Annotated in this window: 15 protein-coding genes and 1 tRNA gene; 12 read left to right on the forward strand and 4 right to left on the reverse strand. The window is 71.1% G+C overall.

Annotated elements, in window-relative coordinates:
- The first annotated feature begins 110 nt into the window (after positions 1 to 110).
- Both ICC28_RS35060 and ICC28_RS35065 read left to right on the forward strand, forming a co-directional pair.
- Positions 111 to 773 (forward strand): DegT/DnrJ/EryC1/StrS family aminotransferase, encoded by a 663-nt coding sequence (locus ICC28_RS35060; protein ID WP_188292925.1) that lies wholly within the window; start codon positions 111 to 113, stop codon positions 771 to 773.
- A gap of 80 nt (positions 774 to 853) precedes the next feature.
- Positions 854 to 929: transfer RNA gene (locus tag ICC28_RS35065), tRNA-Thr, on the forward strand.
- Positions 930 to 993: 64 nt separating this feature from the next.
- Here the strand turns inward: ICC28_RS35065 and ICC28_RS35070 are convergent.
- Positions 994 to 3,741 (reverse strand): SpoIIE family protein phosphatase, encoded by a 2,748-nt coding sequence (locus ICC28_RS35070; RefSeq protein WP_188292859.1) that lies wholly within the window; start codon positions 3,739 to 3,741, stop codon positions 994 to 996.
- 377 nt (positions 3,742 to 4,118) lie between these two features.
- On the opposite strand from ICC28_RS35070, the gene ICC28_RS35075 reads away from it, so the two are divergent.
- The 10 genes from ICC28_RS35075 to ICC28_RS35120 all read left to right on the forward strand — a co-directional run bounded on the left by ICC28_RS35075 (position 4,119) and on the right by ICC28_RS35120 (position 19,013).
- The gene (locus ICC28_RS35075) at positions 4,119 to 9,578 is read left to right on the forward strand and encodes a HAMP domain-containing protein (protein ID WP_188292860.1); all 5,460 of its coding nucleotides are present in this window, start codon (positions 4,119 to 4,121) and stop codon (positions 9,576 to 9,578) included.
- Positions 9,579 to 9,920: 342 nt separating this feature from the next.
- Complete coding sequence (locus ICC28_RS35080) at positions 9,921 to 10,604, forward strand: two-component system response regulator (protein ID WP_188292861.1); 684 nt, start codon at positions 9,921 to 9,923, stop codon at positions 10,602 to 10,604.
- Between the two features lie 169 nt (positions 10,605 to 10,773).
- Positions 10,774 to 13,470: a DNA translocase FtsK gene (locus tag ICC28_RS35085; RefSeq protein WP_188292862.1), complete on the forward strand. Its 2,697-nt coding sequence runs from the start codon at positions 10,774 to 10,776 to the stop codon at positions 13,468 to 13,470.
- A 264-nt stretch (positions 13,471 to 13,734) separates the two neighbouring features.
- A complete protein-coding gene (locus tag ICC28_RS35090) occupies positions 13,735 to 14,571 on the forward strand; it encodes a helix-turn-helix domain-containing protein (protein ID WP_188292863.1) in 837 nt (278 codons plus the stop codon).
- 100 nt (positions 14,572 to 14,671) lie between these two features.
- Positions 14,672 to 16,141: a 30S ribosomal protein S12 methylthiotransferase RimO gene (rimO, locus tag ICC28_RS35095; protein WP_188292864.1), complete on the forward strand. Its 1,470-nt coding sequence runs from the start codon at positions 14,672 to 14,674 to the stop codon at positions 16,139 to 16,141.
- Positions 16,138 to 16,851 (forward strand): CDP-diacylglycerol--glycerol-3-phosphate 3-phosphatidyltransferase, encoded by a 714-nt coding sequence (pgsA, locus tag ICC28_RS35100; RefSeq protein WP_188292865.1) that lies wholly within the window; start codon positions 16,138 to 16,140, stop codon positions 16,849 to 16,851. The genes rimO and pgsA overlap by 4 nt, the downstream gene beginning before the upstream one ends.
- The gene (locus ICC28_RS35105) at positions 16,848 to 17,393 is read left to right on the forward strand and encodes a CinA family protein (protein WP_188292866.1); all 546 of its coding nucleotides are present in this window, start codon (positions 16,848 to 16,850) and stop codon (positions 17,391 to 17,393) included. Before pgsA ends, ICC28_RS35105 begins: the two co-directional genes overlap by 4 nt.
- 109 nt (positions 17,394 to 17,502) lie before the next feature.
- Entirely contained in the window at positions 17,503 to 17,883 is a 381-nt protein-coding gene (locus tag ICC28_RS35110) for a helix-turn-helix domain-containing protein (RefSeq protein WP_110631461.1), read from the forward strand.
- A 159-nt stretch (positions 17,884 to 18,042) separates the two neighbouring features.
- Positions 18,043 to 18,513: a Dps family protein gene (locus ICC28_RS35115; protein ID WP_188292926.1), complete on the forward strand. Its 471-nt coding sequence runs from the start codon at positions 18,043 to 18,045 to the stop codon at positions 18,511 to 18,513.
- 221 nt (positions 18,514 to 18,734) lie between these two features.
- Positions 18,735 to 19,013 carry a hypothetical protein gene (locus tag ICC28_RS35120; protein ID WP_188292867.1) on the forward strand — a complete coding sequence of 93 codons (279 nt, stop codon included), beginning with the start codon at positions 18,735 to 18,737 and terminating at the stop codon, positions 19,011 to 19,013.
- Here the strand turns inward: ICC28_RS35120 and ICC28_RS35125 are convergent.
- From ICC28_RS35125 to ICC28_RS35135, 3 genes are all read right to left on the reverse strand, one after another.
- Complete coding sequence (locus tag ICC28_RS35125) at positions 18,961 to 19,722, reverse strand: SDR family NAD(P)-dependent oxidoreductase (protein ID WP_188292868.1); 762 nt, start codon at positions 19,720 to 19,722, stop codon at positions 18,961 to 18,963. The two genes, ICC28_RS35120 and ICC28_RS35125, sit on opposite strands and share 53 nt — an antisense overlap.
- Before the next feature lie 32 nt (positions 19,723 to 19,754).
- Complete coding sequence (locus ICC28_RS35130) at positions 19,755 to 20,579, reverse strand: Fpg/Nei family DNA glycosylase (protein ID WP_188292869.1); 825 nt, start codon at positions 20,577 to 20,579, stop codon at positions 19,755 to 19,757.
- Positions 20,580 to 20,643: 64 nt separating this feature from the next.
- Entirely contained in the window at positions 20,644 to 25,488 is a 4,845-nt protein-coding gene (locus tag ICC28_RS35135; protein ID WP_188292870.1) for an ATP-dependent helicase, read from the reverse strand.
- Positions 25,489 to 25,649 lie beyond the last annotated feature (161 nt).

Consider the following 25,649-nt stretch of genomic DNA (forward strand, 5'->3'; position numbering starts at 1 on the left):
CTTCAAAGGGTTGGATCCTGAACTTCGGTTCGGGGTCCAACCCTTTTTTGTTGTGCGTCACTTGAAGTTCACGTTGCGCAACCAGCATCGCTGGTATGGGTACTGCTGCAATGCTCAGGGCCGCCGGCGTCGGAGTCGGTGACGAGGTCGTCGTACCGGCCTTCGGGAACCCCGAGGTCGCCGAGGCCGTGGTTCTGGCGGGGGCGCTTCCGGTGTTCGCCGACATAGATCCGGTGACGTACTGCCTGGATCCAGACGCTGTCGAGACGGTCGTAACCGGCCGGACCGCGGCTGTGGTTGTGGTGCATCGCTTTGGCAGGTCGGCCGATGTTACGCGGTTGCACGGGGTTGGGCAGCGGCACGGGCTCCTTGTGCTGGAGCAGGGCGAGTCGGAGGCGCCGTACGACGAGGTTGCTCAGCGTCGGCAGCGGGCCGCCTATTTGGATGCCAAGTTGAAGGGTGTGGGGACGCCCGACGGGGGCGACGGGCACACCTATCAGCAGTACGTCGTGAGGGTGCCGGGGAACGGGCGGCCGGACCGGGATGCGTTCGCCCGGGCCGTGCGTGCCAGGGGAGTTGACTGTCGGGTGCCGGTGAAGACGCCCGTGCACCGGCTGCCCGAGTTCCGGCGGTGCGTGTCGTTGCCCGAGACCGAGCTGGCCGCCGACGAGACGCTCGCGCTGCCCGTGGACGCCACGCTGACGAGGCGGGACATGCAGCGGGTCGTCTCCGCGTGCAACGCGCTGGGCGGGTTGCTGCAGCCGGCGGTCTAGGGGCTGCGGGTGGTTCGAACCACGCGCGAATTCGGGGTATGATCTATCTCGTTGAAGCGCGGGAGACCGCGAGACAACAGGCCCCTATAGCTCAGTCGGCAGAGCGTCTCCATGGTAAGGAGAAGGTCAACGGTTCGATTCCGTTTGGGGGCTCCAGAAGAAAAGGCCCCCCGCCCTTCCGGGCGGGGGGCCTTTTCTCTTGCCCTGAGTTCCTCTGCTGTCAGTCCTTGTGGAGGCCCGGGACCCGCATCGCCAGGATCGCCATGTCGTCGGACGGGGCGTCCGAGGCGAAGCGTTCCACGGCGCGCATGATGCGGGCGGCGACAGCGCCGGCGGTCAGACCTGTGCAGGTCGTCAGGACGTCGGTGAGGCCGTCGTCGCCCAGCATGCGGCTGCCCTCGCGGCGTTCGGTGACGCCGTCCGTGACGCACAGCAGGACGTCGCCCGGGTCGAGGGTGACGGTCTGCTCGTAGAGCTCGAGGTCCTCCATGACGCCGAGCAGGGGCTGGGGTTCGGCGGCCGGTTCGACCGTGCCGTCCTGGCGGAGGCGGAGCGGGAGGGGGTGGCCGGCGCAGACCACCTTCAACTCGGCGCTGCCGTCCTCCTGGGGGCGCAGTTCGCCGTAGAGGAGGGTCAGGAAGCGGCTGCGGGCGCCCTCGTCGAGGATGGCGGAGTTGAGACGCTCCAGCACGGCGGGGCCGCTGAGGCCTTCGCGGGCCAGGAGGCGGAGGGCGTGGCGGGCGAGGCCGGTGACCGCCGCCGCGTTCGGGCCCGTGCCGCAGACGTCGCCGATGGCGAAGCCGTAGGCGCCGTCGCTGATGGGGAAGAGGTCGTAGAAGTCGCCGCCGACCTCGTTGCCCTCGCCGGCCGCTCGGTAGATGACCTCGACCTCGACGCCGTCGATCTCCGGGAGCTCGGGGGGCAGCAGGCTGCGCTGGAGGGACTGGCTGATGGCCGTGCGCTCCGAGTACAGGCGGGCGTTGTCCAGGGCGAGGGCCGCCCGGCGGGAGAGGTCCTCCGCCAGTTCCAGGATCTCCTGGCGGAAGTGTTCGTCCGTCGGCTTGCCGAGGGTGAGCATGCCGATCACGCGGTTGCGGGCGACCAGGGGGAGGACGACGGTCTCGCCGCCGACCGCCGAGGCGGTGGCGAGGGTGGGGCCGATGCCCGTGCGGATGCGGCCGCCCGGCTGGCCCAGGCCCAGGCTGCGCATGGAGGTGCGCAGCGCTGCCTGGTGGGCGGACTCGGCGGGGGCCGACCAGACGCGGGCGCCCGGGGTGGGGACCGGGTCGGGCGGGGCGATCTTCGAGAGCAACGACTTGATGCCGTCGATGAGTTCCTCGTCCTCGTGCAGGACGTACGACAGGTACGGCTCCGAGGCCTGGTCGGCGATGGTGTAGACGGCGCACCAGGTGGCCAGGGTGGGGACCGTCATCTGGGCCATCAGCGCCAGGGTCTGGTCGCGGTCCAGGGTGCCCGCCAGCAGGTCGGAGGCCTCCACCAGGAAGCTCAGCGAGCCGCGGCGCAGGCGCTCCAGCTCGCCCAGCCGGGCCGACTCGACGGCCAGGGCGATGCGATCGGCCGCGAACTGCAGGCGCAGGGCCTCTTCGTTGGAGTATCTGCCCGGTGCTTCGGCGGCGACGCCGAGGGAGCCGGTGAGGCGGCCCTCGACCTTCAGCGGGACCGTGACGACCGAGCGCATCCCGGTGCCGTTCAGCAGGGGTACGGCTCCGGGGACCATGGTGAGGTCCTCGTGGACGGCGGGCATGCGGGCGGAGCCGTAGCGGCCGGGGCCGGCCTCGACGGGGACGCGCGCGAAGCGCTGGCGGGCGGAGGGCAGGCCGGTGGAGGCGCGGACCTCCAGCTCCGTTTCGTCGTCGGTGGCGAGGAGCAGGAAGGCGGAGTCGCCGTCGAGCATGTCGCGGGCGCGTTCCACCGTGCGCTGCAGGAGGCCGTCCAGGTCGTCCGGGGCGGGCGAGCCGATGAACACCTCGAAGGGATCGGTGTTCTGGCCCTCGGCGGAGGAGGCGTCGGAGGACGGGACGCGCACGGGGGTCTGGAGTACGGCGCGTTCGTGGTCGCGTACGAGGAGGCAGACGGTGGAGGGCTCGCCGCCGGTGTCGCGGACGCGGAGGTGGGAGGCGTACACGGGGGTCACCCGGCCGTTGGCGTCGCGGATGCCGTAGCTGCCCTCCCAGCGGGAGAGTTGGAGCGCTTCCGCGATGCCGGTGCCGGTGCCGGGGGTGTGCGGCCAGGCCGCCAGGTCGGTCAGGGGTTTGCCGATGACCTGTTCGGCCGTATAGCCGAAGAGATGGTCGGCGTCCTCGTTCCAGGACGTGATGGCGCCGGTGCGGTCGATCTGGACGACGGCGACCCGGACGCGTCCGTCGGCGAGCGGGAGGAGGTTGGCGGGAAGCGACGGACCGGCGGCGCGGGTGCCCACGGGGCGCGCGGGGAGGTCGAGTTGGAACCAGACTTGCTTGTGCGTGGGCGTGTACTCCACGCCCCAGCGGCCGGCCAGGGCCGCGCACAACTGGAGGCCGCGGCCGCCCTCGCGATCGGGGCTGCCCATGTTGACGGCCGCGGCCTGGAGGGGGATCTCGCGCTCCGGGTAGCGGTCGGCGACCTCGATGCGTACGCCGTCCTCGCTGCGCAGGCAGAGCACCTCGGCGGACGTGCCGGCGTGGACCACGGCGTTGGTCACCAGTTCGCTGGTGAGTACCACGGCGTCGTCGACGATGTCGGCGAAGCCCCAGCCCTGGAGGGTGTCGCGGACGAAGGAGCGGGCGCTCGCGACCGATCGCCCGACGGGCTCGAAGCTGGCTGCCGCGCGCGCGGTGATCACAGAACTCCTCGACCGGTTGTCGACGTGCAGGGCTCCATGGCCGACCGGCTCGTGCCGCTGATGCGGCAGACCGCCCGTCGGCCGGGGGTCCGAGGGCTGTCCCCCCGGAATCAGTCCGGTGGTCATGTGTGCGGCCGCCCCTCCGATGCCCGCTCGTATTCGTGCCACCGCCCAGGCCGGACGGACCGGTGCGGCTGGACAGCCGCATGCAAGGTTACTTACCTTCGCGGTCCATGCGGATGCCGGTCCGCAGTGTTTCCGTCCGGAGGGTGTGCGGACGATGTGCGAAGCTGCCGAACTGTTATGGCCGGGTTCGGCCGGGGTGAAACACTGGGCAAGCTTCTTGTGAAGGTCCGGGCAGGCTGAGTGTCTTCCGCGTACGGCGGGCAGCAGCCCGTGGTGCAGCCTGGTACGGCCGGCAGAAATACGCAGCAGTAACCGGTACGCCGAGCGGTGGGTACCGGAGCACGACAGTAATGGTCGACCCCTGCGGGAGGGACACAGTGGAGTCTGGCGCAGCGACGCGGAGCACGAAGACGCGCGCGAAAGGCGGACAGTCCCTGACAAATCAGCGCAAACCGAAAGGCGGGACGACGGCGGTGGACACCGCCGCGCTGAACCGGTTGCTGGCGGCTCTGGTGTCGATGCGCGACGGGAACTTCCGCAAGCGGCTCACGGTGTCCGGCGACGGCGTGATGTCCGAGATCGCGGCCGTTTTCAACGAGGTGGCCGACCGGAATCTGCATCTGACGGGCGAGCTGTCCCGGGTGCGGCGCATGGTGGGCCGTGAGGGCAAGCTCACGGAGCGGCTGGAGACCGGCGCCTGTGAGGGGTCCTGGGCGGTCGCCGTGGACAACTGCAACGCCCTGGTCGACGATCTCGTACGGCCTGTCTCCGAGGTCAGCCGGGTGCTGTCCGCGGTGGCGGAGGGTGATCTGTCGCCGCGTATGGAGCTGCGGACGCAGGCGCCGGACGGGACCGGGCATCCGCTGCGGGGCGAGTTCCTGAAGGTCGGGCGGACCGTCAACAATCTGGTCGACCAGCTGTCGACGTTCACCGACGAGGTCACGCGGGTGGCCAGCGAGGTGGGCACCGAGGGCAAGCTGGGCGGGCAGGCGCGCGTGCGGGGCATGTCGGGTTCGTGGAAGGACCTCACGGACTCGGTCAACACGATGGCGTACCGGCTGACGGCCCAGGTGCGGGACATCGCGCTGGTGACCACGGCCGTCGCCAAGGGCGATCTGTCCCGTAAGGTCACGGTTCACGTGGCCGGCGAGATGCTGGAGCTGAAGAACACCGTCAACACGATGGTGGACCAGCTGTCGTCGTTCTCCTCCGAGGTGACCCGCGTCGCGCGCGAGGTGGGCACCGAGGGCGAGCTCGGCGGGCAGGCTCAGGTGCCCGGTGTGGCCGGTGTGTGGAAGGACCTCACCGACTCGGTGAACCTGATGGCCGGCAACCTGACCGCCCAGGTGCGCGGTATCGCGGAGGTCACCACCGCGGTCGCCAGCGGTGACCTGTCGCGGAAGGTGACGGTGTCGGCGCGCGGCGAGGTCGCGCAGCTCGCCGAGACGATCAACCAGATGACCGAGACGCTGCGGATCTTCGCCGACGAGGTCACGCGCGTGGCCAACGAGGTCGGCGCCGAGGGCAGGCTCGGCGGGCAGGCGAACGTGCCGGGCGCCGCGGGGACGTGGAAGGACCTGACGGACTCCGTCAACACCGTCTTCCGGAACCTGACCACGCAGGTGCGGGACATCGCGGCGGTCACCACGGCCGTGGCCAGCGGTGATCTCTCGCAGAAGGTCACCGTCGACGTGGCCGGCGAGATGCTGGAGCTGAAGAACACCGTCAACGGCATGGTCGACCAGCTGTCGTCGTTCGGTTCCGAGGTCACCCGGGTGGCCCGGGAGGTCGGTGTCGAGGGCGAGCTGGGCGGGCAGGCGCAGGTGCCGGGCGCCGCGGGGACGTGGAAGGACCTGACGGACTCCGTCAACACCGCGTTCCGCAACCTCACCGGGCAGGTGCGCAACATCGCCCAGGTGACGACGGCGGTGGCCAACGGCGACCTGTCGCAGAAGGTCACCGTGGACGTCTCCGGCGAGATGCTCCAGCTGAAGAACACCGTGAACACGATGGTCGACCAGCTGTCGTCCTTCGCCGACCAGGTCACGCGGATGGCCAGGGACGTGGGCACGGAGGGCCGGCTGGGCGGTCAGGCCGTGGTGCCGGGCGTGTCCGGTACGTGGAAGGAGCTCACGGACTCCGTCAACTTCATGGCCGGCAACCTGACCTCGCAAGTGCGCCAGATCGCCCAGGTGACCACCGCCGTGGCCCGGGGCGACCTCTCCCAGAAGATCGACGTCGACGCGCGCGGGGAGATCCTGGAGCTGAAGAACACCATCAACACGATGGTCGACCAGCTCTCCGGCTTCGCCGACCAGGTGACCCGGGTGGCCCGCGAGGTGGGCACCGAGGGCCGCCTCGGCGGGCAGGCGCAGGTACCCGGCGTGGCCGGTGTGTGGCGGGACCTGACCGACTCGGTGAACGGCATGGCCGGGAACCTCACCGCCCAGGTGCGCAACATCGCGCAGGTCGCCACCGCCGTCGCCCGCGGTGACCTGTCCCAGAAGATCACCGTGGACGCGCGCGGGGAGATCCTGGAGCTGAAGAACACCCTGAACACGATGGTGGACCAGCTGTCGTCGTTCGCGGAGGAGGTCACCCGGGTCGCCCGCGAGGTGGGTACGGAGGGCATCCTGGGCGGTCAGGCCGAGGTGCAGGGGGTCTCCGGCACCTGGAAGGACCTCACCCAGTCCGTGAACGGCATGGCGAACAACCTGACCATGCAGGTCCGCAACATCGCCGAGGTCACGACGGCGGTCGCCAAGGGCGACCTGTCGAAGAAGATCACCGTCGACGCCAAGGGCGAGATCCTCGAACTGGTCACCACCGTGAACACGATGGTGGACCAGCTGTCGTCGTTCGCCGAGCAGGTGACCCGGGTGGCCCGCGAGGTGGGCACCGAGGGCATCCTGGGCGGCCAGGCGCACGTGCCGGGAGTCACCGGCATCTGGAAGGACCTCAGCGACAACGTCAACCTGATGGCCAAGAACCTGACCGTGCAGGTGCGGAACATCTCCCAGGTCGCGGCGGCCGTCGCCAACGGTGATCTGACGCGGACGGTGACGATCGAGGCGCGCGGCGAGGTCGCGCAGCTCGCCGACACCTTCAACACCATGGTGAAGACGCTGAGTTCGTTCGCCGACCAGGTCACCAAGGTGGCCCGCGAGGTGGGCACGGACGGCATCCTGGGCGGCCAGGCGCGGGTGCCCGGGGTGGCGGGCACCTGGAAGGACCTCACCGAGTCGGTGAACCAGATGGCGTCCAACCTGACCGGTCAGGTGCGCAACATCGCCATGGTGACCACCGCCATCGCCAAGGGCGACCTGACCAAGAAGATCGACATCGACGCGCGCGGGGAGATCCTGGAGCTCAAGACCACGATCAACACGATGGTCGACCAGCTCTCGTCGTTCGCCGAGGAGGTCACCCGGGTCGCCCGCGAAGTGGGCACCGAGGGGCAGCTCGGCGGCCAGGCACGCGTGCGTGACGTCGACGGCACCTGGCGCGACCTCACCGAGTCCGTGAACGAGATGGCCGGGAACCTGACCCGGCAGGTGCGTGCCATCGCGCGCGTGGCGACCGCGGTGACCCGCGGCGACCTGAACCTGAAGATCGACGTCGACGCCTCCGGCGAGATCCAGGAACTCCAGGACTACATCAACAAGATGATCGCCAACCTGCGCGACACCACGATCGCCAACAAGGAGCAGGACTGGCTCAAGGGCAACCTGGCCCGTATCTCCGCGCTGATGCAGGGCCGCCGCGACCTCCAGGACGTGGCCTCGCTGATCATGAGCGAGCTGACGCCGGTGGTCTCCGCGCAGCACGGCGCCTTCTTCCTGGCGATGCCCGACGCCGGCCACAACGGCGAGGACCAGTACGAGCTGCGGATGCTGGGCTCGTACGGCTACTCGATGGGGTCCATGCCGACCTCGTTCCGGCCCGGTGAGGCGCTGGTCGGGACGGCCGCCCAGGAGAAGCGCACGATCCTGGTGGAGAACGCGCCCAGCGGCTATCTGAAGATCTCCTCCGGGCTCGGCGAGGCGCCGCCCGCACAGGTGATCGTGCTGCCGGTGCTGTTCGAGGGCAAGGTGCTCGGCGTTATCGAGCTGGCCTCCTTCACCCCGTTCACGCAGATCCAGAAGGACTTCCTGAACCAGATCGCCGAGATGATCGCGACCAGCGTCAACACCATCTCCGTCAACACCAAGACCGAGGTGCTGCTGAAGCAGTCGCAGGAGCTGACCGAGCAACTGCGGGAGCGGTCGGCGGAGTTGGAGAACCGGCAGAAGGCCCTCCAGGCGTCCAACGCCGAACTGGAGGAGAAGGCCGAGCTGCTGGCCCAGCAGAACCGTGACATCGAGGTGAAGAACACCGAGATCGAGGAGGCGCGGCAGGTCCTGGAGGAGCGCGCCGAGCAGCTCGCCGTGTCGATGCGCTACAAGAGCGAGTTCCTCGCCAACATGTCGCACGAGCTGCGTACGCCGCTCAACTCGCTGCTGATCCTGGCCAAGCTGCTCGCCGACAACGCCGAGGGCAACCTCTCGCCGAAGCAGGTCGAGTTCGCCGAGACCATCCACGGCGCCGGCTCGGACCTGCTCCAGCTGATCAACGACATCCTCGACCTGTCGAAGGTCGAGGCGGGCAAGATGGACGTCTCCCCGACGCGTATCGCCCTCGTCCAGCTCGTCGACTACGTCGAGGCCACCTTCCGGCCGCTGACCGCGGAGAAGGGCCTGGACCTGTCCGTACGGGTCTCGCCCGAACTGCCCGCGACCCTGCACACCGACGAGCAGCGGCTGCTTCAGGTGCTGCGCAACCTGCTGTCCAACGCGGTGAAGTTCACCGACTCCGGATCGGTGGAACTGGTCATCCGGGCGGCCGGCGTGGAGGTGCCGGTGCAGATCCGGGAGCAGTTGCTGGAGGCCGGGTCCCTGACCGACGCGGACGCGCCGCTGATCGCGTTCTCCGTGACCGACACCGGTATCGGGATCGCGGCCAGCAAGATGCGGGTGATCTTCGAGGCGTTCAAGCAGGCGGACGGCACGACCAGCCGCAAGTACGGCGGTACGGGCCTGGGGCTGTCGATCTCGCGGGAGATCGCGCAGTTGCTCGGCGGTGAGATCCACGCGCAGAGCGAGCCGGGACGCGGTTCGACCTTCACCCTGTACTTGCCGCTGCACCCGAGCGAACTGCCGCCGCAGGGCTATCACCAGCAGCCCGTGCCCGTACTGGAGGCCGGCGAGCTCGCGGGGCCCGACGCGGACCTGTCCGAGTCGGTGGACCCGCGGGTCGAGACGCCGGCCGAGGTGGCGTCGTACCGCGAGACGCAGAACGGTGCCGCCGCGCTCTTCCGGCGTCGCCGCAGGGCCGTCGGCGAGCTCGAACAGCGGTCCGTGCAGGACCAGTGGCCGACCGTGGAGCAGACACCGACGCCGCAGACGCGCCCCGGGATCCGCTTCGGCGGGGAGAAGGTGCTGATCGTCGACGATGACATCCGCAACGTCTTCGCGCTGACCAGCGTCCTGGAGCAGCACGGCCTGTCCGTGCTGTACGCGGAGAACGGCCGCGAGGGCATCGAGGTCCTGGAGCAGCACGACGACGTGGCGGTCGTCCTGATGGACATCATGATGCCGGAGATGGACGGGTACGCGACGACCACGGCGATCCGCAGGATGCCGCAGTTCGCCGGGCTGCCGATCATCGCGCTGACGGCGAAGGCGATGAAGGGCGACCGGGAGAAGGCGATCGAGTCGGGCGCCTCCGACTACGTGACGAAGCCGGTCGACCCCGATCACCTGCTGTCGGTGATGGAGCAGTGGATGCGGGAGGAGTGACCGGAACGGTCGGAGCTTGTACGGGCTTCGTACGGGCCCGGTGTTCGGGCTGGGGTCGGCCCGCGCGGGAACCTACGGTGTTCACACGGAGTTGTTGACTCAGTGTGCTCGACACGGTGTAGGGGCACGGGATTCGGGGAACCTTCTGGTCTCCCGCTGCGTTTCTGCTACGTGCACAGTGACATCGCGGTGACAGGGTGTGGCGACAGGCGGGGTGCGGCTACCATGACCGGCACGAGGACGGGCGGCGAAAGGGAGTCGTCCCCTGGGGCGGCACCCACCGGTGCTTCCCCAAGTCCTGCGGACAGGGGAGGCCCCATGCCGGGGCGAGGAGGGCGGGCCATGGTGCAGAAGGCCAAGATCCTCCTGGTCGATGACCGGCCGGAGAATCTGCTGGCGCTGGAGGCGATCCTCTCTGCGCTCGATCAGACCCTGGTGCGGGCATCGTCCGGGGAGGAAGCGCTGAAGGCGCTGCTCACGGACGACTTCGCGGTCATCCTGCTGGACGTCCAGATGCCGGGAATGGACGGTTTCGAAACCGCCGCGCACATCAAGCGGCGGGAGCGGACCAGGGACATCCCGATCATCTTCCTCACCGCGATCAACCATGGGCCTCACCACACCTTCCGCGGGTACGCCGCGGGTGCGGTGGACTACATCTCCAAGCCGTTCGACCCCTGGGTGCTGCGGGCGAAGGTCTCCGTTTTCGTCGAGCTGTACATGAAGAACTGCCAGCTCAGAGAGCAGGCGGCGCTGCTGCGACTCCAGTTGGAGGGCGGTGGCGGCAGGGCCGCGGGCGCGGACACCAAGGAACCGGCGGGGCTGCTGGCCGAGCTGTCGGCGCGGCTCGCGGCGGTCGAGGAGCAGGCCGAGGCGCTGTCCAAGCAGCTCGACGACGAGTCGGCGGACGCGGCCGCCGTCGCCACGGCGGCCCATCTCGAACGCAAACTCACGGGGTTGCGGCGAGCGCTGGACGCCTTGGAGCCGGGGGCCGGGAACACGTCTTCGGTGCCGTCGCAGAACTGAGTTCCGGGCAAGGGGCGTTGGGACGGCGCCCTGCGTCGGTCCGACGTGGGGTGGGCGCAGCTACGGCTGTGTGAGATGGCGTCAGCTTCCTTCTCCGTAGCGGCGACACGAATGGGTGAAGCAGTGGGCACACGTGTCCCTTGCCGTCTCCGACGGTAACCTCACACCCATGGCCTCACGTCCCTCCGCTGCCAAGAAGCAGCCCGCGAAGAAGGCGGCGGCTCCGGCGAAGAAGGCCGCTGCGAAGAAGGCCCCGGCCAAGAAGGCGCCCGCCAAGAAGGCCGCGGCGAAGAAGTCCGCGCCGCCGCCCAAGCCGGCCCCCAACCCCACCGGCGGCATCTACCGTCTCGTCCGCGCCGTCTGGCTCGGGCTGGCGCACGCCGTCGGCGCGGTGTTCCGCGGGATAGGGCAGGGCGCCAAGAACCTCGACCCGGCGCACCGCAAGGACGGCGTCGCCCTGCTGCTGCTCGGCCTCGCCCTGATCGTCGCCGCCGGCACCTGGTCCAATCTGCGCGGTCCGGTCGGCGACCTGGTCGAGATGCTGGTGACCGGCGCCTTCGGCCGGCTCGACCTGCTCCTGCCGATCCTGCTCGCGGTGATCGCCGTACGGTTCATCCGGCACCCGGAGAAGCCCGACGCCAACGGCCGCATCGTGATCGGCCTGTCCGCGCTCGTGGTCGGTGTCCTCGGCCAGGTGCACATCGCCTGCGGCTCGCCCGCCCGCAGCGACGGCATGCAGGCCATAAGGGACGCCGGCGGGCTCATCGGCTGGAGCGCGGCGACTCCGCTGACGTACACCATGGGCGAGGTCCTCGCCGTACCCCTGCTGGTGCTGCTCACGGTCTTCGGGCTGCTGGTCGTCACGGCCACCCCGGTCAACGCCATCCCGCAGCGGCTGCGGCTGCTCGGGGTGAAGCTCGGGATCGTCCAGGACCCGGAGGCGGAGGAGTACACCGAGGACGACGAGCGGTACGACGAGCAGTGGCGTGAGGCGCTGCCCGCGCGGACCCGCCGACGCGGGCCGGCGCCCGAGACGTACGACCCCGACAGCGCGGAGCAGGACGCCCTCTCGCGGCGTCGTGGCCGCCCGAGGCGGTCCGCGGTGCCGCAGCCCGAGATGAACCGTCCCATGGATGCCGTGGACGTCGCAGCGGCCGCCGCCGCCGCGCTCGACGGGGCCGTGCTGCACGGGATGCCCCCCTCGCCGATCGTCGCCGACCTCACCCAGGGGGTGAGCGTGGGCGACCGCGAGGAGACCACCCCGACGCCGGCCCCCGTCCCGGCCGCCCGCCCCAAGCAGGAGAAGCTCAAGGTCCAGGTCGCCGACCTCACCAAGCCCGCGCCCGAGACGCCCGGCGACCTGCCCGCGCGCGCGGAGCAGCTCCAGCTGTCCGGCGACATCACCTACGCGCTGCCCTCGCTCGACCTCCTCGCGCGCGGGGGCCCCGGCAAGGCGCGCAGCGCGGCCAACGACGCGGTCGTCGCCTCGCTCACCAACGTCTTCACCGAGTTCAAGGTCGACGCCGCCGTCACCGGCTTCACGCGCGGGCCGACGGTCACGCGCTACGAGGTCGAGCTCGGGCCGGCCGTGAAGGTCGAGCGGATCACCGCGCTCACCAAGAACATCGCGTACGCCGTCGCCAGCCCGGACGTGCGGATCATCTCGCCGATCCCCGGCAAGTCCGCGGTCGGCATCGAGATCCCGAACACCGACCGCGAGATGGTCAACCTCGGTGACGTGCTGCGCCTGGCCGCGGCCGCCGAGGACGACCATCCGATGCTGGTGGCGCTCGGCAAGGACGTCGAGGGCGGCTACGTGATGGCCAACCTCGCGAAGATGCCGCACGTCCTGGTCGCCGGAGCCACCGGTTCCGGCAAGTCCTCGTGCATCAACTGCCTGATCACGTCGATCATGGTCCGCGCGACCCCCGAGGACGTGCGCATGGTCCTCGTCGACCCCAAGCGCGTCGAGCTGACCGCCTACGAGGGCATCCCGCACCTGATCACCCCGATCATCACCAACCCCAAGCGGGCCGCCGAGGCGCTCCAGTGGGTCGTACGCGAGATGGACCTGCGCTACGACGACCTGGCCGCGTTCGGCTACCGGCACATCGACGACTTCAACCAGGCCATAAGGGACGGCAAGGTGAAGGCGCCGGAGGGCAGCGAGCGCGAGCTGCAGCCGTACCCCTATCTGCTGGTGATCGTTGACGAGCTGGCCGACCTGATGATGGTCGCGCCCCGGGACGTCGAGGACGCGATCGTGCGCATCACGCAGCTCGCGCGCGCGGCCGGCATCCACCTGGTGCTCGCCACGCAGCGCCCCTCCGTCGACGTCGTCACCGGCCTGATCAAGGCCAACGTGCCCTCGCGGCTCGCCTTCGCCACCTCCTCGCTCGCCGACTCCCGGGTCATCCTCGACCAGCCCGGCGCCGAGAAGCTGATCGGCAAGGGCGACGGGCTCTTCCTGCCGATGGGGGCCAACAAACCCACCCGTATGCAGGGTGCCTTCGTGACCGAGGACGAGGTCGCGGCCGTCGTCCAGCACTGCAAGGACCAGATGGCGCCCGTCTTCCGGGACGACGTCGTCGTGGGCACGAAGCAGAAGAAGGAGATCGACGAGGAGATCGGCGACGACCTGGACCTGCTGTGCCAGGCGGCCGAGCTGGTGGTCTCCACGCAGTTCGGGTCGACGTCCATGCTCCAGCGGAAGCTGCGGGTCGGGTTCGCCAAGGCGGGGCGCCTGATGGACCTGATGGAGTCCCGGGGGATCGTCGGACCGAGCGAGGGGTCCAAGGCTCGTGACGTTCTTGTGAAGGCTGACGAGCTGGACGGAGTGCTCGCGGTGATCCGCGGGGAGGCTTGAGGAGAGCCCGCGCGCGGGGGCAGCCGTGTGCGGGCGGAGGGCCATCCGTGTCCTCTCCGTGACTCACTCGTAAGGGATCATTGAGCAACCGTTTCCCTTCGGCGTACGTCAAGTTGAGAGAAGCGAAAAGCTTGTGCCCCACCATCGGCGTGTCCGGCCATACCGATGGCGTACAAAGTCCTACCGCCCGGTTGCCCCACCCTTTCGTACCCCCCCTAGACTGAACCTCCAGCACAGGTGGCTACACGCTCGAAAGGCGCCCCCGTGTCCATCGGCAACTCTCCTGAAGACGAGCGTCCGTTCGAAGACGTTTCCGAGGAAGCCCACCTCTCCGTCGGCCGTGCGCTCCAGCAGGCGCGTATCGCCGCCGGGCTGACCGTAGACGACGTCAGCAACGCCACCAGGGTCCGTATCGCCATCGTGCACGCCATCGAGGCCGACGACTTCGCCCCCTGCGGCGGGGACGTCTACGCCCGCGGGCACATCAGGACCCTGGCCAAGGCCGTGCGCCTCGATCCGGCCCCGCTGATCGCCCAGTACGACGCGGACCACGGCGGGCGCCCGGCGCCGACCCCCGCGGCCCCGCTGTTCGAGGCGGAACGCATCCGTCCGGAGCGGCGCGGGCCGAACTGGACCGCGGCCATGGTCGCCGCGATCGTCGCCGTCGTCGGCTTCGTCGGCTTCACCGCCTTCAAGGGGGGCGACGAGGGCGGCAAGACCTCCGTCGCGGAGGGCGCCACGCCCACGGCCGACAAGCCCGCGCCGACCAAGCCGAAGAGCGAGAAGCCCCGGGCCCCGAAGCCCGAGCCGTCCGACAGCGCGATCGCCGCCGCGCCGCAGGACAAGGTGACCGTCCAGGTCAGCGCCTCCGAGGGCAAGAGCTGGATCTCCGCCAAGGACCACAACGGCCGGCTCCTCTTCGACGGCCTCCTCCTCCAGGGCGAGTCCAAGACCTTCCAGGACAGCGAGAAGATCAACCTCGTCCTCGGCGACGCCGGCATGATCCAGCTCTACGTCAACGGCAAGAAGATCGACGACGACTGGCAGCCGGGCGCGGTGGAACGCCTCACGTACACGAAGGGCGACCCTCAGATCGGCTGAGACGCCCCGGCTGGGAGGGGGCGCATTTCACACGGGGTTGGCCCAGATCGGCCAACCCCGTCGACGTGGGGTGTCAGTCGGACGAAGTAGTCTTGAGTCCATGCCTGAACGCCGTACCGTCGCACTCGTCACTCTTGGCTGCGCCCGCAACGAGGTGGACTCGGAGGAGCTCGCAGGCCGTTTGGAGGCGGACGGCTGGGATCTCGTGGAGGACGCCTCCGAAGCGGACGTCGCCGTCGTCAACACCTGCGGCTTCGTCGAAGCCGCCAAGAAGGACTCCGTCGACGCCCTCCTGGAGGCGAACGACCTCAAGGGACACGGCAGAACCCAGGCCGTCGTGGCGGTGGGCTGCATGGCCGAGCGGTACGGCAAGGACCTCGCCGAGGCCCTCCCCGAGGCCGACGGCGTGCTCGGCTTCGACGACTACGCCGACATCTCCGACCGCCTGCAGACCATCCTGAACGGCGGCATCCACGCCTCGCACACCCCGCGCGACCGGCGCAAGCTGCTGCCGATCAGCCCGGCCGAGCGCCAGGAGTCGGCCGCCGAGGTCGCGCTTCCCGGACACGGGCCGGTGGACCTCCCGGACGGCCTCGCGCCCGCCTCGGGACCCCGTGCACCCCTGCGCCGCCGGCTCGACGGCGCCCCGGTGGCCTCGGTCAAGCTCGCTTCGGGCTGCGACCGGCGCTGCTCGTTCTGCGCCATCCCCTCCTTCCGCGGCTCCTTCATCTCGCGCCGCCCCTCGGACGTCCTCAACGAGGCCCGCTGGCTGGCCGAGCAGGGCGTCAAGGAGATCATGCTGGTCTCCGAGAACAACACGTCCTACGGCAAGGACCTGGGCGACATCCGGCTGCTGGAGTCCCTGCTGCCCGAGCTCGCCGACGTCGACGGCCTCGAACGGGTGCGCGTCAGTTACCTCCAGCCGGCCGAGATGCGGCCCGGCCTCATCGACGTGCTGACCTCGACGCCCAAGGTCGCCCCGTACTTCGACCTCTCCTTCCAGCACTCCGCCCCCGGCGTGCTGCGCGCGATGCGCCGCTTCGGCGACACCGACCGCTTCCTGGAGCTGCTGGACACCATCCGGAGCAAGGCCCCCCAGGCGGGCGTGCGCTCCAACTTCATCGTCGGCTTCCCCGGCGAGAGCGAGGCCGACCTGGCCGAGCTGGAGCGTTTCCTGGGCGGCGCGCGGCTGGACGCCATCGGCGTCTTCGGCTACTCCGACGAGGAGGGCACGGAGGCGGCGACGTACGACAACAAGCTCGACGAGGACGTCGTCGCCGAGCGGCTGGCGCGGGTCTCCCGGCTCGCCGAGGAGCTCGTCTCACAGCGGGCCGAGGAGCGCCTGGGCGAAACCGTGCACGTTCTCGTGGAGTCGATCGACGAGGACGGCGTGTACGGCCGTGCGGAGCACCAGGCGCCGGAGACGGACGGCCAGGTGCTGCTCACGAGCGGCGAAGGCCTGAGCATCGGCCGTATGGTCGAGGCGAAGGTGGTCGGCACCGAGGGCGTCGACCTGGTGGCCGAGCCGTTGCAGGGCACGCTCGCACGGAGTGAGGAGGCCGGCAGATGACCGGAGTCCCGGCGTCCGCCGCGGGCGGCTCCGCCAAGGCGACGCCGACGGGACAGGCATCCGGCGAGGCCGGGGGCGTGAAGCCCGCCAGGGGCGGGAAGATCGCGGCGGCGGCCGTCAACCAGGCCAGCGTCTGGAACATCGCCAACCTGCTGACCATGCTCCGGCTGCTCCTCGTCCCCGCGTTCGTCGCGCTGATGCTCGCCGACGGCGGGTACGACCCGGCGTGGCGTTCGTTCGCCTGGGCGGCCTTCGCCATCGCCATGATCACCGACCTGTTCGACGGGCATCTGGCCCGCACCTACAACCTGGTCACCGACTTCGGGAAGATCGCCGACCCCATCGCCGACAAGGCGATCATGGGTGCGGCGCTCATCTGTCTGTCGGCGCTCGGCGATCTGCCGTGGTGGGTGACGGCCGTGATCCTCGGCAGGGAACTCGGGATCACGCTGCTTCGTTTTCTCGTCATCCGGTACGGCGTCATCCCGGCGAGCCGCGGCGGCAAGCTGAAGACCCTCACCCAGGGCGTGGCCGTCGGGATGTACATCCTGGCGCTGACGGGGTGGCTGGCCACTCTGAGGTGGTGGGTGATGGCCGCGGCGGTCGTCCTGACCGTGGCGACCGGGCTCGACTATGTAAGACAGGCCATTGTGCTGCGCAGGCAGGGAATCGCCGAGCGCAAGGCGGCGTTGGAGGAGACGGAAGCGTGAATTCCCCGGCCGCTGACGTGGTGCGACTACTGACGGTGAAGGGCGAGACCGTCGCCGTCGCCGAGTCACTGACCGGCGGTTTGGTTGCGGCGGAGATCACAGCGGCGCCCGGAGCCTCCAAGGCATTCCGGGGTTCGGTGACCGCCTACGCCACGGAACTCAAGCACGAACTGCTCGGCGTCGACGCCACCCTGCTGGCGCAGCGCGGAGCGGTGGATCCGCAGGTCGCAGCCCAGATGGCGGCCGGAGTGCGCAAGGCTCTCGGCGCCGACTGGGGCATCGCGACGACCGGCGTCGCCGGGCCGGAGGAGCAGGACGGGCAGCCCGTGGGAACGGTCTTCGTGGCCGTCGACGGGCCCCGCACCGCGGATTCCGGCGTCTCGGGTGGCGGGAAAGTGACCTCGCTGCGGTTGAACGGCGACCGGGCGGAAATCCGTATGGAGAGTGTACGGAGCGTACTCGCACTGCTCCTTCAGGAGCTTGCGGACGAACAGACCGGGAATGAGCGGGCACAGGATACGGAACAGAACGGGGGGTTTTGATGTTTGCAGCCCTGAGTGAACACGACATCGCTCCCCGCACGGCCGCGGCGCAAGGCGGTACGGTGGGGCGTGAAGGATGCGGCTACGCGGTCCGAGGAGGGAGCCACCGATGATTCTGCTCCGTCGCCTGCTGGGTGACGTGCTGCGTCGGCAGCGCCAGCGCCAGGGCCGTACTCTGCGCGAAGTCTCCTCGTCCGCCCGAGTTTCACTCGGCTATCTCTCCGAGGTGGAGCGGGGGCAGAAGGAGGCTTCCTCCGAGCTGCTCGCCGCCATCTGCGACGCGTTGGACGTACGGATGTCCGAGCTCATGCGGGAAGTGAGCGACGAGCTCGCCCTCGCGGAGCTGGCCCAGTCTGCTGCGGCCACACCCAGCGAACCCGTACCCACGTCGGTGCGTCCGATGCTGGGTTCCGTATCGGTGACCGGTGTGCCACCGGAACGGGTGACCATCAAGGCGCCCGCGGAGGCCGTGGACGTGGTCGCCGCGTGAGCCTCACGTGCGCTGGTGCATGAGCTGATCGTGCGCTGAGAAGTGCGCGAAGCCCCGGCCGGGGTCTCTCCAGGCGAACTGGAGAGGCGACGGCCGGGGCTTTCGTGCATCGTGGAGGGCGTGGCACTCGGGGCCGAGCACAGCGATCGGAGCATGTGGATGTACGTCGTGAAGAGCCCGTTGTCCGAGGCCGACCTCAAGACCGTGTCCGGGGCGCTGCAGGGCGCGCTGGTCGACCTGGTGGACCTCGCCCTGGTGGCGAAGCAGATCCACTGGAACGTGGTCGGGCCGCGCTTCCGCTCCGTCCACCTCCAGCTCGACGAGGTCGTCGACATCGCCCGGACGCACTCCGACACGGTGGCGGAGCGCGCCTCGGCCCTGGGCGTCCCGCCCGACGGGCGCGCCGCCACGGTGGCCGCCGGCAGCGGCATCGGGGCGGTTTCCGACGGCTGGGTGAAGGACACGGAGGCGGTGGGCACGCTCGTGGACGCGCTCGGAGCGGTGATCGGCCGGATGCGCGAACGGGTGGCGGCGACCGGGGACGCGGATCCGGTCAGCCAGGATCTCTTCATCGGGATCACCGCGGATCTGGAGAAGCATCACTGGATGTTCCAGGCCGAGAACGGCTGAGGGGGCGGGGGCCGGGCCGGTTCCGGGCGGGGTCGGGCTGGCTGGGCTGCTTCGGTGTGCCGCTCGTGCGCCCTTTCGGTCGCGGGGGGTGTGGATCAGCATCGGGTGCAGTGGGCTCGTGGGGTGCATTGGGCGCATTGGGCGCATTGGGCGTCTCGGGCGCATCGGGCGCATCGCGCTCGCCGGGCGCGTCAGGCTCATCGGGCCGGAGGAGGTGGGCCATGGCGGGGCGGATAGTGCGCTGGGGGGCTGCTCTCGCGTGCGGGGCGGTGTGGTGGTGGGCCGTGCTGCGGCTCGCGGTGGCGCCGGACGCGGGGGTGCTGGAGGGGGCGGTTGCCGCCGGCGGCTGGGGGCTGAGCCTGCTGCCGGTGCACTGCGTGCCCAAGGCGCGGGCGGCGGGTGCCCTGGCCGAGGGGCGGTGGGGACAGGCCTGGCGGGCGGCCGGGGTCACCACGGCATCGCCACACCGCCGTTCGGACGCAGGATCTGACCTGTCGTGAAGGCCGAGGCGTCGCTGGCCAGATGCAGTACGGCGTGGGCGACGTCCTCCGGTTCGCCGACCCGGCCCAGGGGTGACATACGGGCCATGAGCGCCTCGGTCCGCGCCTGCGCCTCGCCGTGGCGGTCGGTCATGGGGGTGCGGATCCAGCCCGGCGCGACCGCGTTGACGCGGATGCCGTGGCGGCCGACCTCGGCCGCCAGGGTCTTCGTCAGCTGGACCACGGCTGCCTTGGCGGCGCCGTAGCAGAGCAGGCCCGGGCCGCCGGTGTCCACGGCGCCCGAGGCCATGGTGACGATGCTGCCCCTCACACGCCGGGCGAGCATCAGGCGGGCGGCCGCCTGGCAGGCGTAGAGCACGCCCTTGAAGTTGACGCTCAGGACGCGGTCGAGGTCCTCGTCACGAGTCTCCAGGACGGGGCTGCTGTGCATGATCCCGGCGACGGCGGCCAATACGTGCAGGGTGCCGCAGCTTTCGACCGCCTGCTGGAGCTGGACGCGGTCCGTGACGTCGAGGGGGTGGGTGCGGGCGGCGCCGCCCCGGTCCTTGATCAGGGTCGCCGTCTCGTGCAGGCCCTGTGCGTCGCGGTCCGCGCAGTGCACGGTGGCGCCCGCCTCGGCGAGGAGGACGGCCGAGGCGCGGCCGATGCCGCTCGCCGCGCCGGTGACGAATGCGGTGCGTCCGCTGAGGTCGTACGCGCTGACGGCCATGGAGGGACCGTACGAGAGTTTCTGACGGATCGTCAATTGGCGGAGTGGTGTGAGCTTCTGCGCGAGGGGGCCGGGCCGGTCTGGCAGGTGGGGCACCAGTACGTGGGGCGCTCGCGGGAGCCGTCGCCCTGGTCGGCGGCGCGGATCGGGGTGCGGCAGCGCAGGCAGGGGCGGGGTGCGCGGCCGTAGACGAACAGGTCCTGGCCCCGGCGGCCCGTGGTGCTGCGGACCGGGCGGTCCCGGTTGGCCTCCAGGAGCTTCTTGGCCAGTACGGGGAGCTTCGCTGCGCGGTCGGACGGGAGGGCGCCGGCCGGGAGCCAGGGGGTGACCCCGAGCAGGAAGCAGAGCTCGCTCTTGTAGATGTTGCCGATGCCGGCGAGGTTGCGCTGGTCGAGGAGGGCCTCGCCGAGGGGGCGGGCGGGGTCCTTGAGCAGGTTCGCGAGGGCCAGTTCGGGGTCCCAGTCCGGGCCCAGGAGGTCGGGGCCGAGGTGGCCGACGGCTCTGGATTCCTCGCTGGTGCGCAGGAGTTCGAGGACGGGGAGGCGGTAGCCGACGGCTGTGCGGTCGGCGGTGGAGAGGACGGCGCGGATCTGGTGGGTGGGGCCACCGGTCCAGCGCCGGCGGGCGGCGTAGATCTTCCAGGAGCCTTCCATGCCGAGGTGGGAGTGGAGGGTCAGGCCGCCCTCGACGCGGGCGAGGAGATGCTTGCCCCGCGGGGTGACGTCCAGGACCGTGCGGCCCGCGAGGTCGGCCGTGGCGTACTTGGGCACCCGCAGGTCGCTGCCGGTCAGCACCTTGCCGGCGAGGGCGCCGTGCAGGCGCTGCGCGGCCTGCCAGACCGTGTCTCCTTCGGGCATGGGTCAAGGGTGGCACGGGGGCTGGTGCGGGGCAGGGGGAGGCACGGGCCTCGGAGGGCCTGGGTCAGGCGCGTAGGCGTAGTCCGCGTGGGGTGGCGATGAATCCCGCCGCTTCCAGAAGGGTGCCGATGGGGGAGGTCAGGGCCGAGGCGCCGTTGACGCGTTCGACCGTGACCGTGCCGAGGGAACCCGCGCGTGCGGCCGCCGCGAGTGCTTCGGCGGCTGCCGACAGGCGGGGGTCGTCGGCGGGGGTGTCGTCGGTCGCGGTGGGCCAGGCCAGCAGCGTCTTGCCGCCGCGCTCCATGTAGAGGGTCAGCTCGCCGTCGACCAGGACCACCAGCGAGCCAGCCTTGCGGCCCGGCTTGTGTCCGGCGCCGGTCGGCGGCTCGGGCCAGGGCAGGGCGGCGCCGTACGCGTTCGCGGGGTCGGCGGCGGCGAGCACCACGGCTCGGGAGTCGGGGGTGGGGCGTGGCCGGCGGCCGGCGGGGTGGGTGGGGTCGTGGGGGGCGGGCGCGTGGTCGCGCGGGGAGATGTACTCGTCGGGCCTGGTGGGGGTGTGGGGTGCGGGCGAGGGGGACCAGTTTTCGGCCGGGTCGAAGGGATCGAAGACGCGCGTGTTCGCGAAGGGGTCGTCGGAGGGGGCCGGGAGGCTCTCGCCGCGGTCCCGGGCGTTCGCCACCGCGCGCAGCCGGTCCACCGCGCCGTCCATCGCGAACTGGGCGGCCCCCAGGCCCTCCACCACATAACCGCGCCTGGCCTGGCCGCTCTCCTCGAACACGGACAGGATGCGGTACGTCGCCGAGAAGCCGCCCTCGACGCCCTCCGCGGAGACCGCTCCCCGCGTCACCACGCCGTGCCGGTCGAGGAGGGTGCGGGCCAGGGCGTGGGCGCGGACGGTGGGGTCGGTCTCGTGCGCAGGGAGCAGCGACCAGCGGCCGGCGACCGTCGGCGGGCCCGTGCGCGAGGCGGAGCGGGCGGCGGCCGTGAGGGAGCCGTAGCGCCCGCGCGGGACGGTGCGCTTGGCGCGGTGGGCCGTGGAGCCCGCGGTGCGGCCCGAGCCGAGCAGGGAGCGCAGGGGGGCCAGGGTGTCGTTCGTCAGCCGGCCCGACCAGGCCAGGTCCCAGACGGCGTCGGCGAGCTGCGGGTCGGTGGCCTCCGGGTGCGTGGTCGCGCGGACCTGGTCGGCGATCTGCCGGAAGAACAGGCCGTAGCCGCCGGACAGCGCGTTCAGGACGGACTGGTGGAGCGGGGTCAGTTCCAGGGGGTGGGGCGGGGGCAGCAGCAGGGGAGCGGCGTCCGCCATGTAGAGGGAGACCCAACCGTCCTTGCCAGGCAGGGAACCGGCTCCGGCCCACACCACCTCTCCGGCCGCGGTGAGCTCGTCGAGCATGGCGGGCGTGTAGCCCGCGACACGGGACGGCAGGACGAGCTTCTCCAGGGCGGACGCGGGCACCGAGGCGCCCTGCAACTGCTCGACGGCGCGCACGAGCCCGTCGATGCCGCGCAGTCCGTGGCCCTTGCCGATGTGCTGCCACTGGGGCAGGAACTGGGCGAGGGCGGCCGGGGGCACCGGTTCGAGCTCATGGCGCAGGGCGGCGAGGGATCGGCGGCGCAGTCGGCGCAGGACGGCCGCGTCGCACCACTCCTGGCCGATGCCGGCCGGATGGAACTCGCCCTGGACGACCCTGCCCGACGCGGTCAGCCGCTGGAGCGCCCCCTCGGTGACGGCGACGCCGAGGCCGAAGCGGGCCGCCGCCGTGACCGACGTGAACGGGCCGTGGGTGCGGGCGTAGCGCGCGAGGAGGTCGCCCAGGGGGTCCTTCACCGGTTCCGTGAAGGCCTCCGGGACACCGACCGGCAGTGCGGTGCCGAGGGCGTCGCGCAGGCGGCCCGCGTCCTCGATCGCCGCCCAGTGGTCGACGCCGGCGATCCGGACCCGGATGGTGCGGCGGGCGGCGGCCAGCTCCCGGGCCCACTGCGGTTCGGCGCCCCGCTCGGCCAGCTCGGCGTCGGTCAGCGGGCCGAGCAGGCGGAGGATGTCCGCCACGGCCTCCGGGTCCTTGACCCGGCGGTCCTCGGTGAGCCACTGGAGTTCTCGTTCCAGCTCGGTCAGGACCTCGGCGTCCAGCAGCTCGCGCAGTTCCGCCTGGCCGAGCAGTTCGGCCAGCAGCCGGGAGTCGAGGGACAGGGCCGCGGCGCGGCGTTCGGCGAGCGGGGAGTCGCCCTCGTAGAGGAACTGGGCGACGTATCCGAACAGGAGGGAGCGGGCGAAGGGGGACGGCTCGGGGGTGGTGACCTCGACCAGGCGCACCTTGCGGGACTCCAGATCGCCCATGAGCTCGGTGAGCCCGGGGACGTCGAAGACGTCCTGGAGGCATTCGCGGACCGCCTCCAGGACGATCGGGAACGAGCCGAACTCGCTCGCCACCTGAAGCAGTTGGGCGGCCCGCTGGCGCTGCTGCCACAGCGGGGTGCGCTTGCCGGGGTTGCGGCGCGGCAGCAGCAGGGCGCGGGCCGCGCACTCGCGGAAGCGGGAGGCGAACAGGGCCGAGCCGCCCACCTGGTCGGTGACGATCTGGTCGACGTCGCCCTTGTCGAAGACGACGTCGGCCGCTCCGACGGGGGCCTGGTCCGCGTCGTACTCCGTGCCGGCTTTCGCCGGTTCCCGGTCGAGCAGGTCCAGGCTCATCAGGTCGGCGTCGGGCAGCCGCAGGACGATGCCGTCGTCGGCGTGCATGACCTGCGCGTCCATGCCGTACCGCTCGGAGAGGCGGGCGCCGAGCGCGAGCGCCCACGGGGCGTGCACCTGAGCACCGAAGGGGGAGTGCACGACGACCCGCCAGTCGCCGAGCTCGTCCCGGAAGCGCTCCACGACGATGGTGCGGTCGTCCGGGATGTGGCCGCAGGCCTCGCGCTGTTCGTCCAGGTAGGACAGGACGTTGTCCGCGGCCCAGGCGTCCAGGCCCGCGGCGAGCAGGCGCAGACGGGCGTCCTCCTGGGTGAGCGAACCGACCTCGCGCAGGAACGCGCCCACCGCGCGGCCCAGTTCGAGCGGGCGGCCCAGTTGGTCGCCCTTCCAGAAGGGCAGCCTGCCGGGGACTCCCGGAGCGGGGGAGACCAGGACGCGGTCGCGGGTGATGTCCTCGATGCGCCAGGAGCTGGTGCCGAGCGTGAACACGTCGCCGACCCGGGACTCGTAGACCATCTCCTCGTCGAGTTCGCCGACCCGGCCGCCGCCCTTCTTGGGGTCGGAACCGGCGAGGAAGACCCCGAACAGGCCGCGGTCGGGGATCGTGCCCCCGGAGGTGACGGCGAGGCGCTGCGCTCCGGGGCGGCCCGTGATCGTGCCCGCGACCCGGTCCCACACCACGCGCGGGCGCAGCTCCGCGAAGGCGTCGGAGGGGTAGCGGCCGGCGAGCATGTCGAGGACCGCCGTGAACGCGGATTCGGGGAGGGAGGCGAAGGGCGCCGCCCGGCGTACGGCGGCCAGGAGGTCGTCGAACTGCCAGGTGTCCATCGCCGTCATGGCCACCAGCTGCTGGGCCAGCACGTCCAGGGGGTTGGCGGGGATGCGCAGGGATTCGATGGCCCCGGTGCGCATGCGCTCGGTGACCACGGCCGCCTGGACGAGGTCGCCCCGGTACTTCGGGAAGACCACGCCGGTGGAGACCGCGCCCACCTGGTGTCCGGCGCGGCCCACGCGTTGGAGGCCCGAAGCCACCGAGGGCGGGGACTCGACCTGGACCACGAGGTCCACCGCGCCCATGTCGATGCCCAGTTCGAGGCTGGAGGTGGCCACGACGGCGGGGAGGCGGCCCGCCTTGAGATCCTCCTCGACGAGTGCGCGCTGCTCCTTGGAGACCGAGCCGTGGTGGGCGCGGGCGATGACCTGGGGAGCGCCCTGAGCGGCGCCCGAACCGCCCATCAGCTCGGCGGGGGCGTGGTGTTCGTCCAGCGGCTCGCCCGTCGCCCGCTCGTAGGCGATCTCGTTCAGGCGGTTGCACAGGCGCTCCGCCAGGCGGCGGGAGTTCGCGAAGACGATCGTGGAGCGGTGGGACTGGACGAGGTCGGTGATGCGCTCCTCGACGTGCGGCCAGATCGACGGGCGGTCCGCGCCTTCGTTGCCGTTGCTGCTCTCGGACACGGGGGAGCCGCCCAGTTCGCCGAGGTCCTCGACGGGGACCACCACGGAGAGGTCGAACTCCTTGCCCGACTTCGGCTGGACGATCTCCACCTTGCGGCGGGGAGAGAGGTAGCGGGCCACCTCGTCGACCGGGCGGACGGTCGCGGAGAGGCCGATGCGGCGGGCCGGCCTCGGCAGGAGCTCGTCCAGGCGCTCCAGGGTGAGCGCCAGGTGGGCGCCGCGCTTGGTGCCCGCGACCGCGTGCACCTCGTCCAGGATCACCGTCTCGATGCCGGTCAGCGCGTCCCGGGTGGCCGACGTCAGCATGAGGAACAGGGACTCGGGGGTGGTGATCAGGATGTCCGGGGGGCGCGTGGACAGGGCGCGGCGCTCGGCCGCGGGGGTGTCACCCGAGCGGATGCCGACCTTCACCTCGGGCTCGGGCAGGCCCAGGCGTACGGATTCCTGGCGGATGCCGGTCAGGGGGCTGCGGAGGTTGCGCTCGACGTCCACCGCGAGGGCCTTGAGCGGGGAGACGTACAGGACGCGGCAGCGCTTCTTGGGGTCGGCGGGCGGGGGTGTGGAGGCGAGCTGGTCGAGGGCGGCGAGGAAGGCGGCCAGGGTCTTGCCCGAGCCGGTGGGGGCGACCACCAGGACGTCCGAGCCCTCGCGGATGGCCTGCCATGCGCCGGCCTGGGCCGTGGTGGGCGCGTCGAAGGCACCCGTGAACCAGCCGCGGGTCGCGGGGGAGAAGCCGTCCAGGGCTCGGTGGGCGTAGTTGGCCATGCGTCCATCCTGCATCGGGGCACTGACAATGCCTTCTGTGGTGCGTCCGAGGGTGGTGCTTGCGGCTGTCTGTGGTGGTGCGGTGCCTGCGGCGGCCTGTTGCGGTGGTGCGGGGTGCGCGTAGCGCCTTTGGTGCGGTTGTGGGGCGGGGCCGCGCCGGG

The sequence above is a fragment of the Streptomyces sp. TRM68416 genome (assembly GCF_014596915.1).
Taxonomy (GTDB): domain Bacteria; phylum Actinomycetota; class Actinomycetes; order Streptomycetales; family Streptomycetaceae; genus Streptomyces.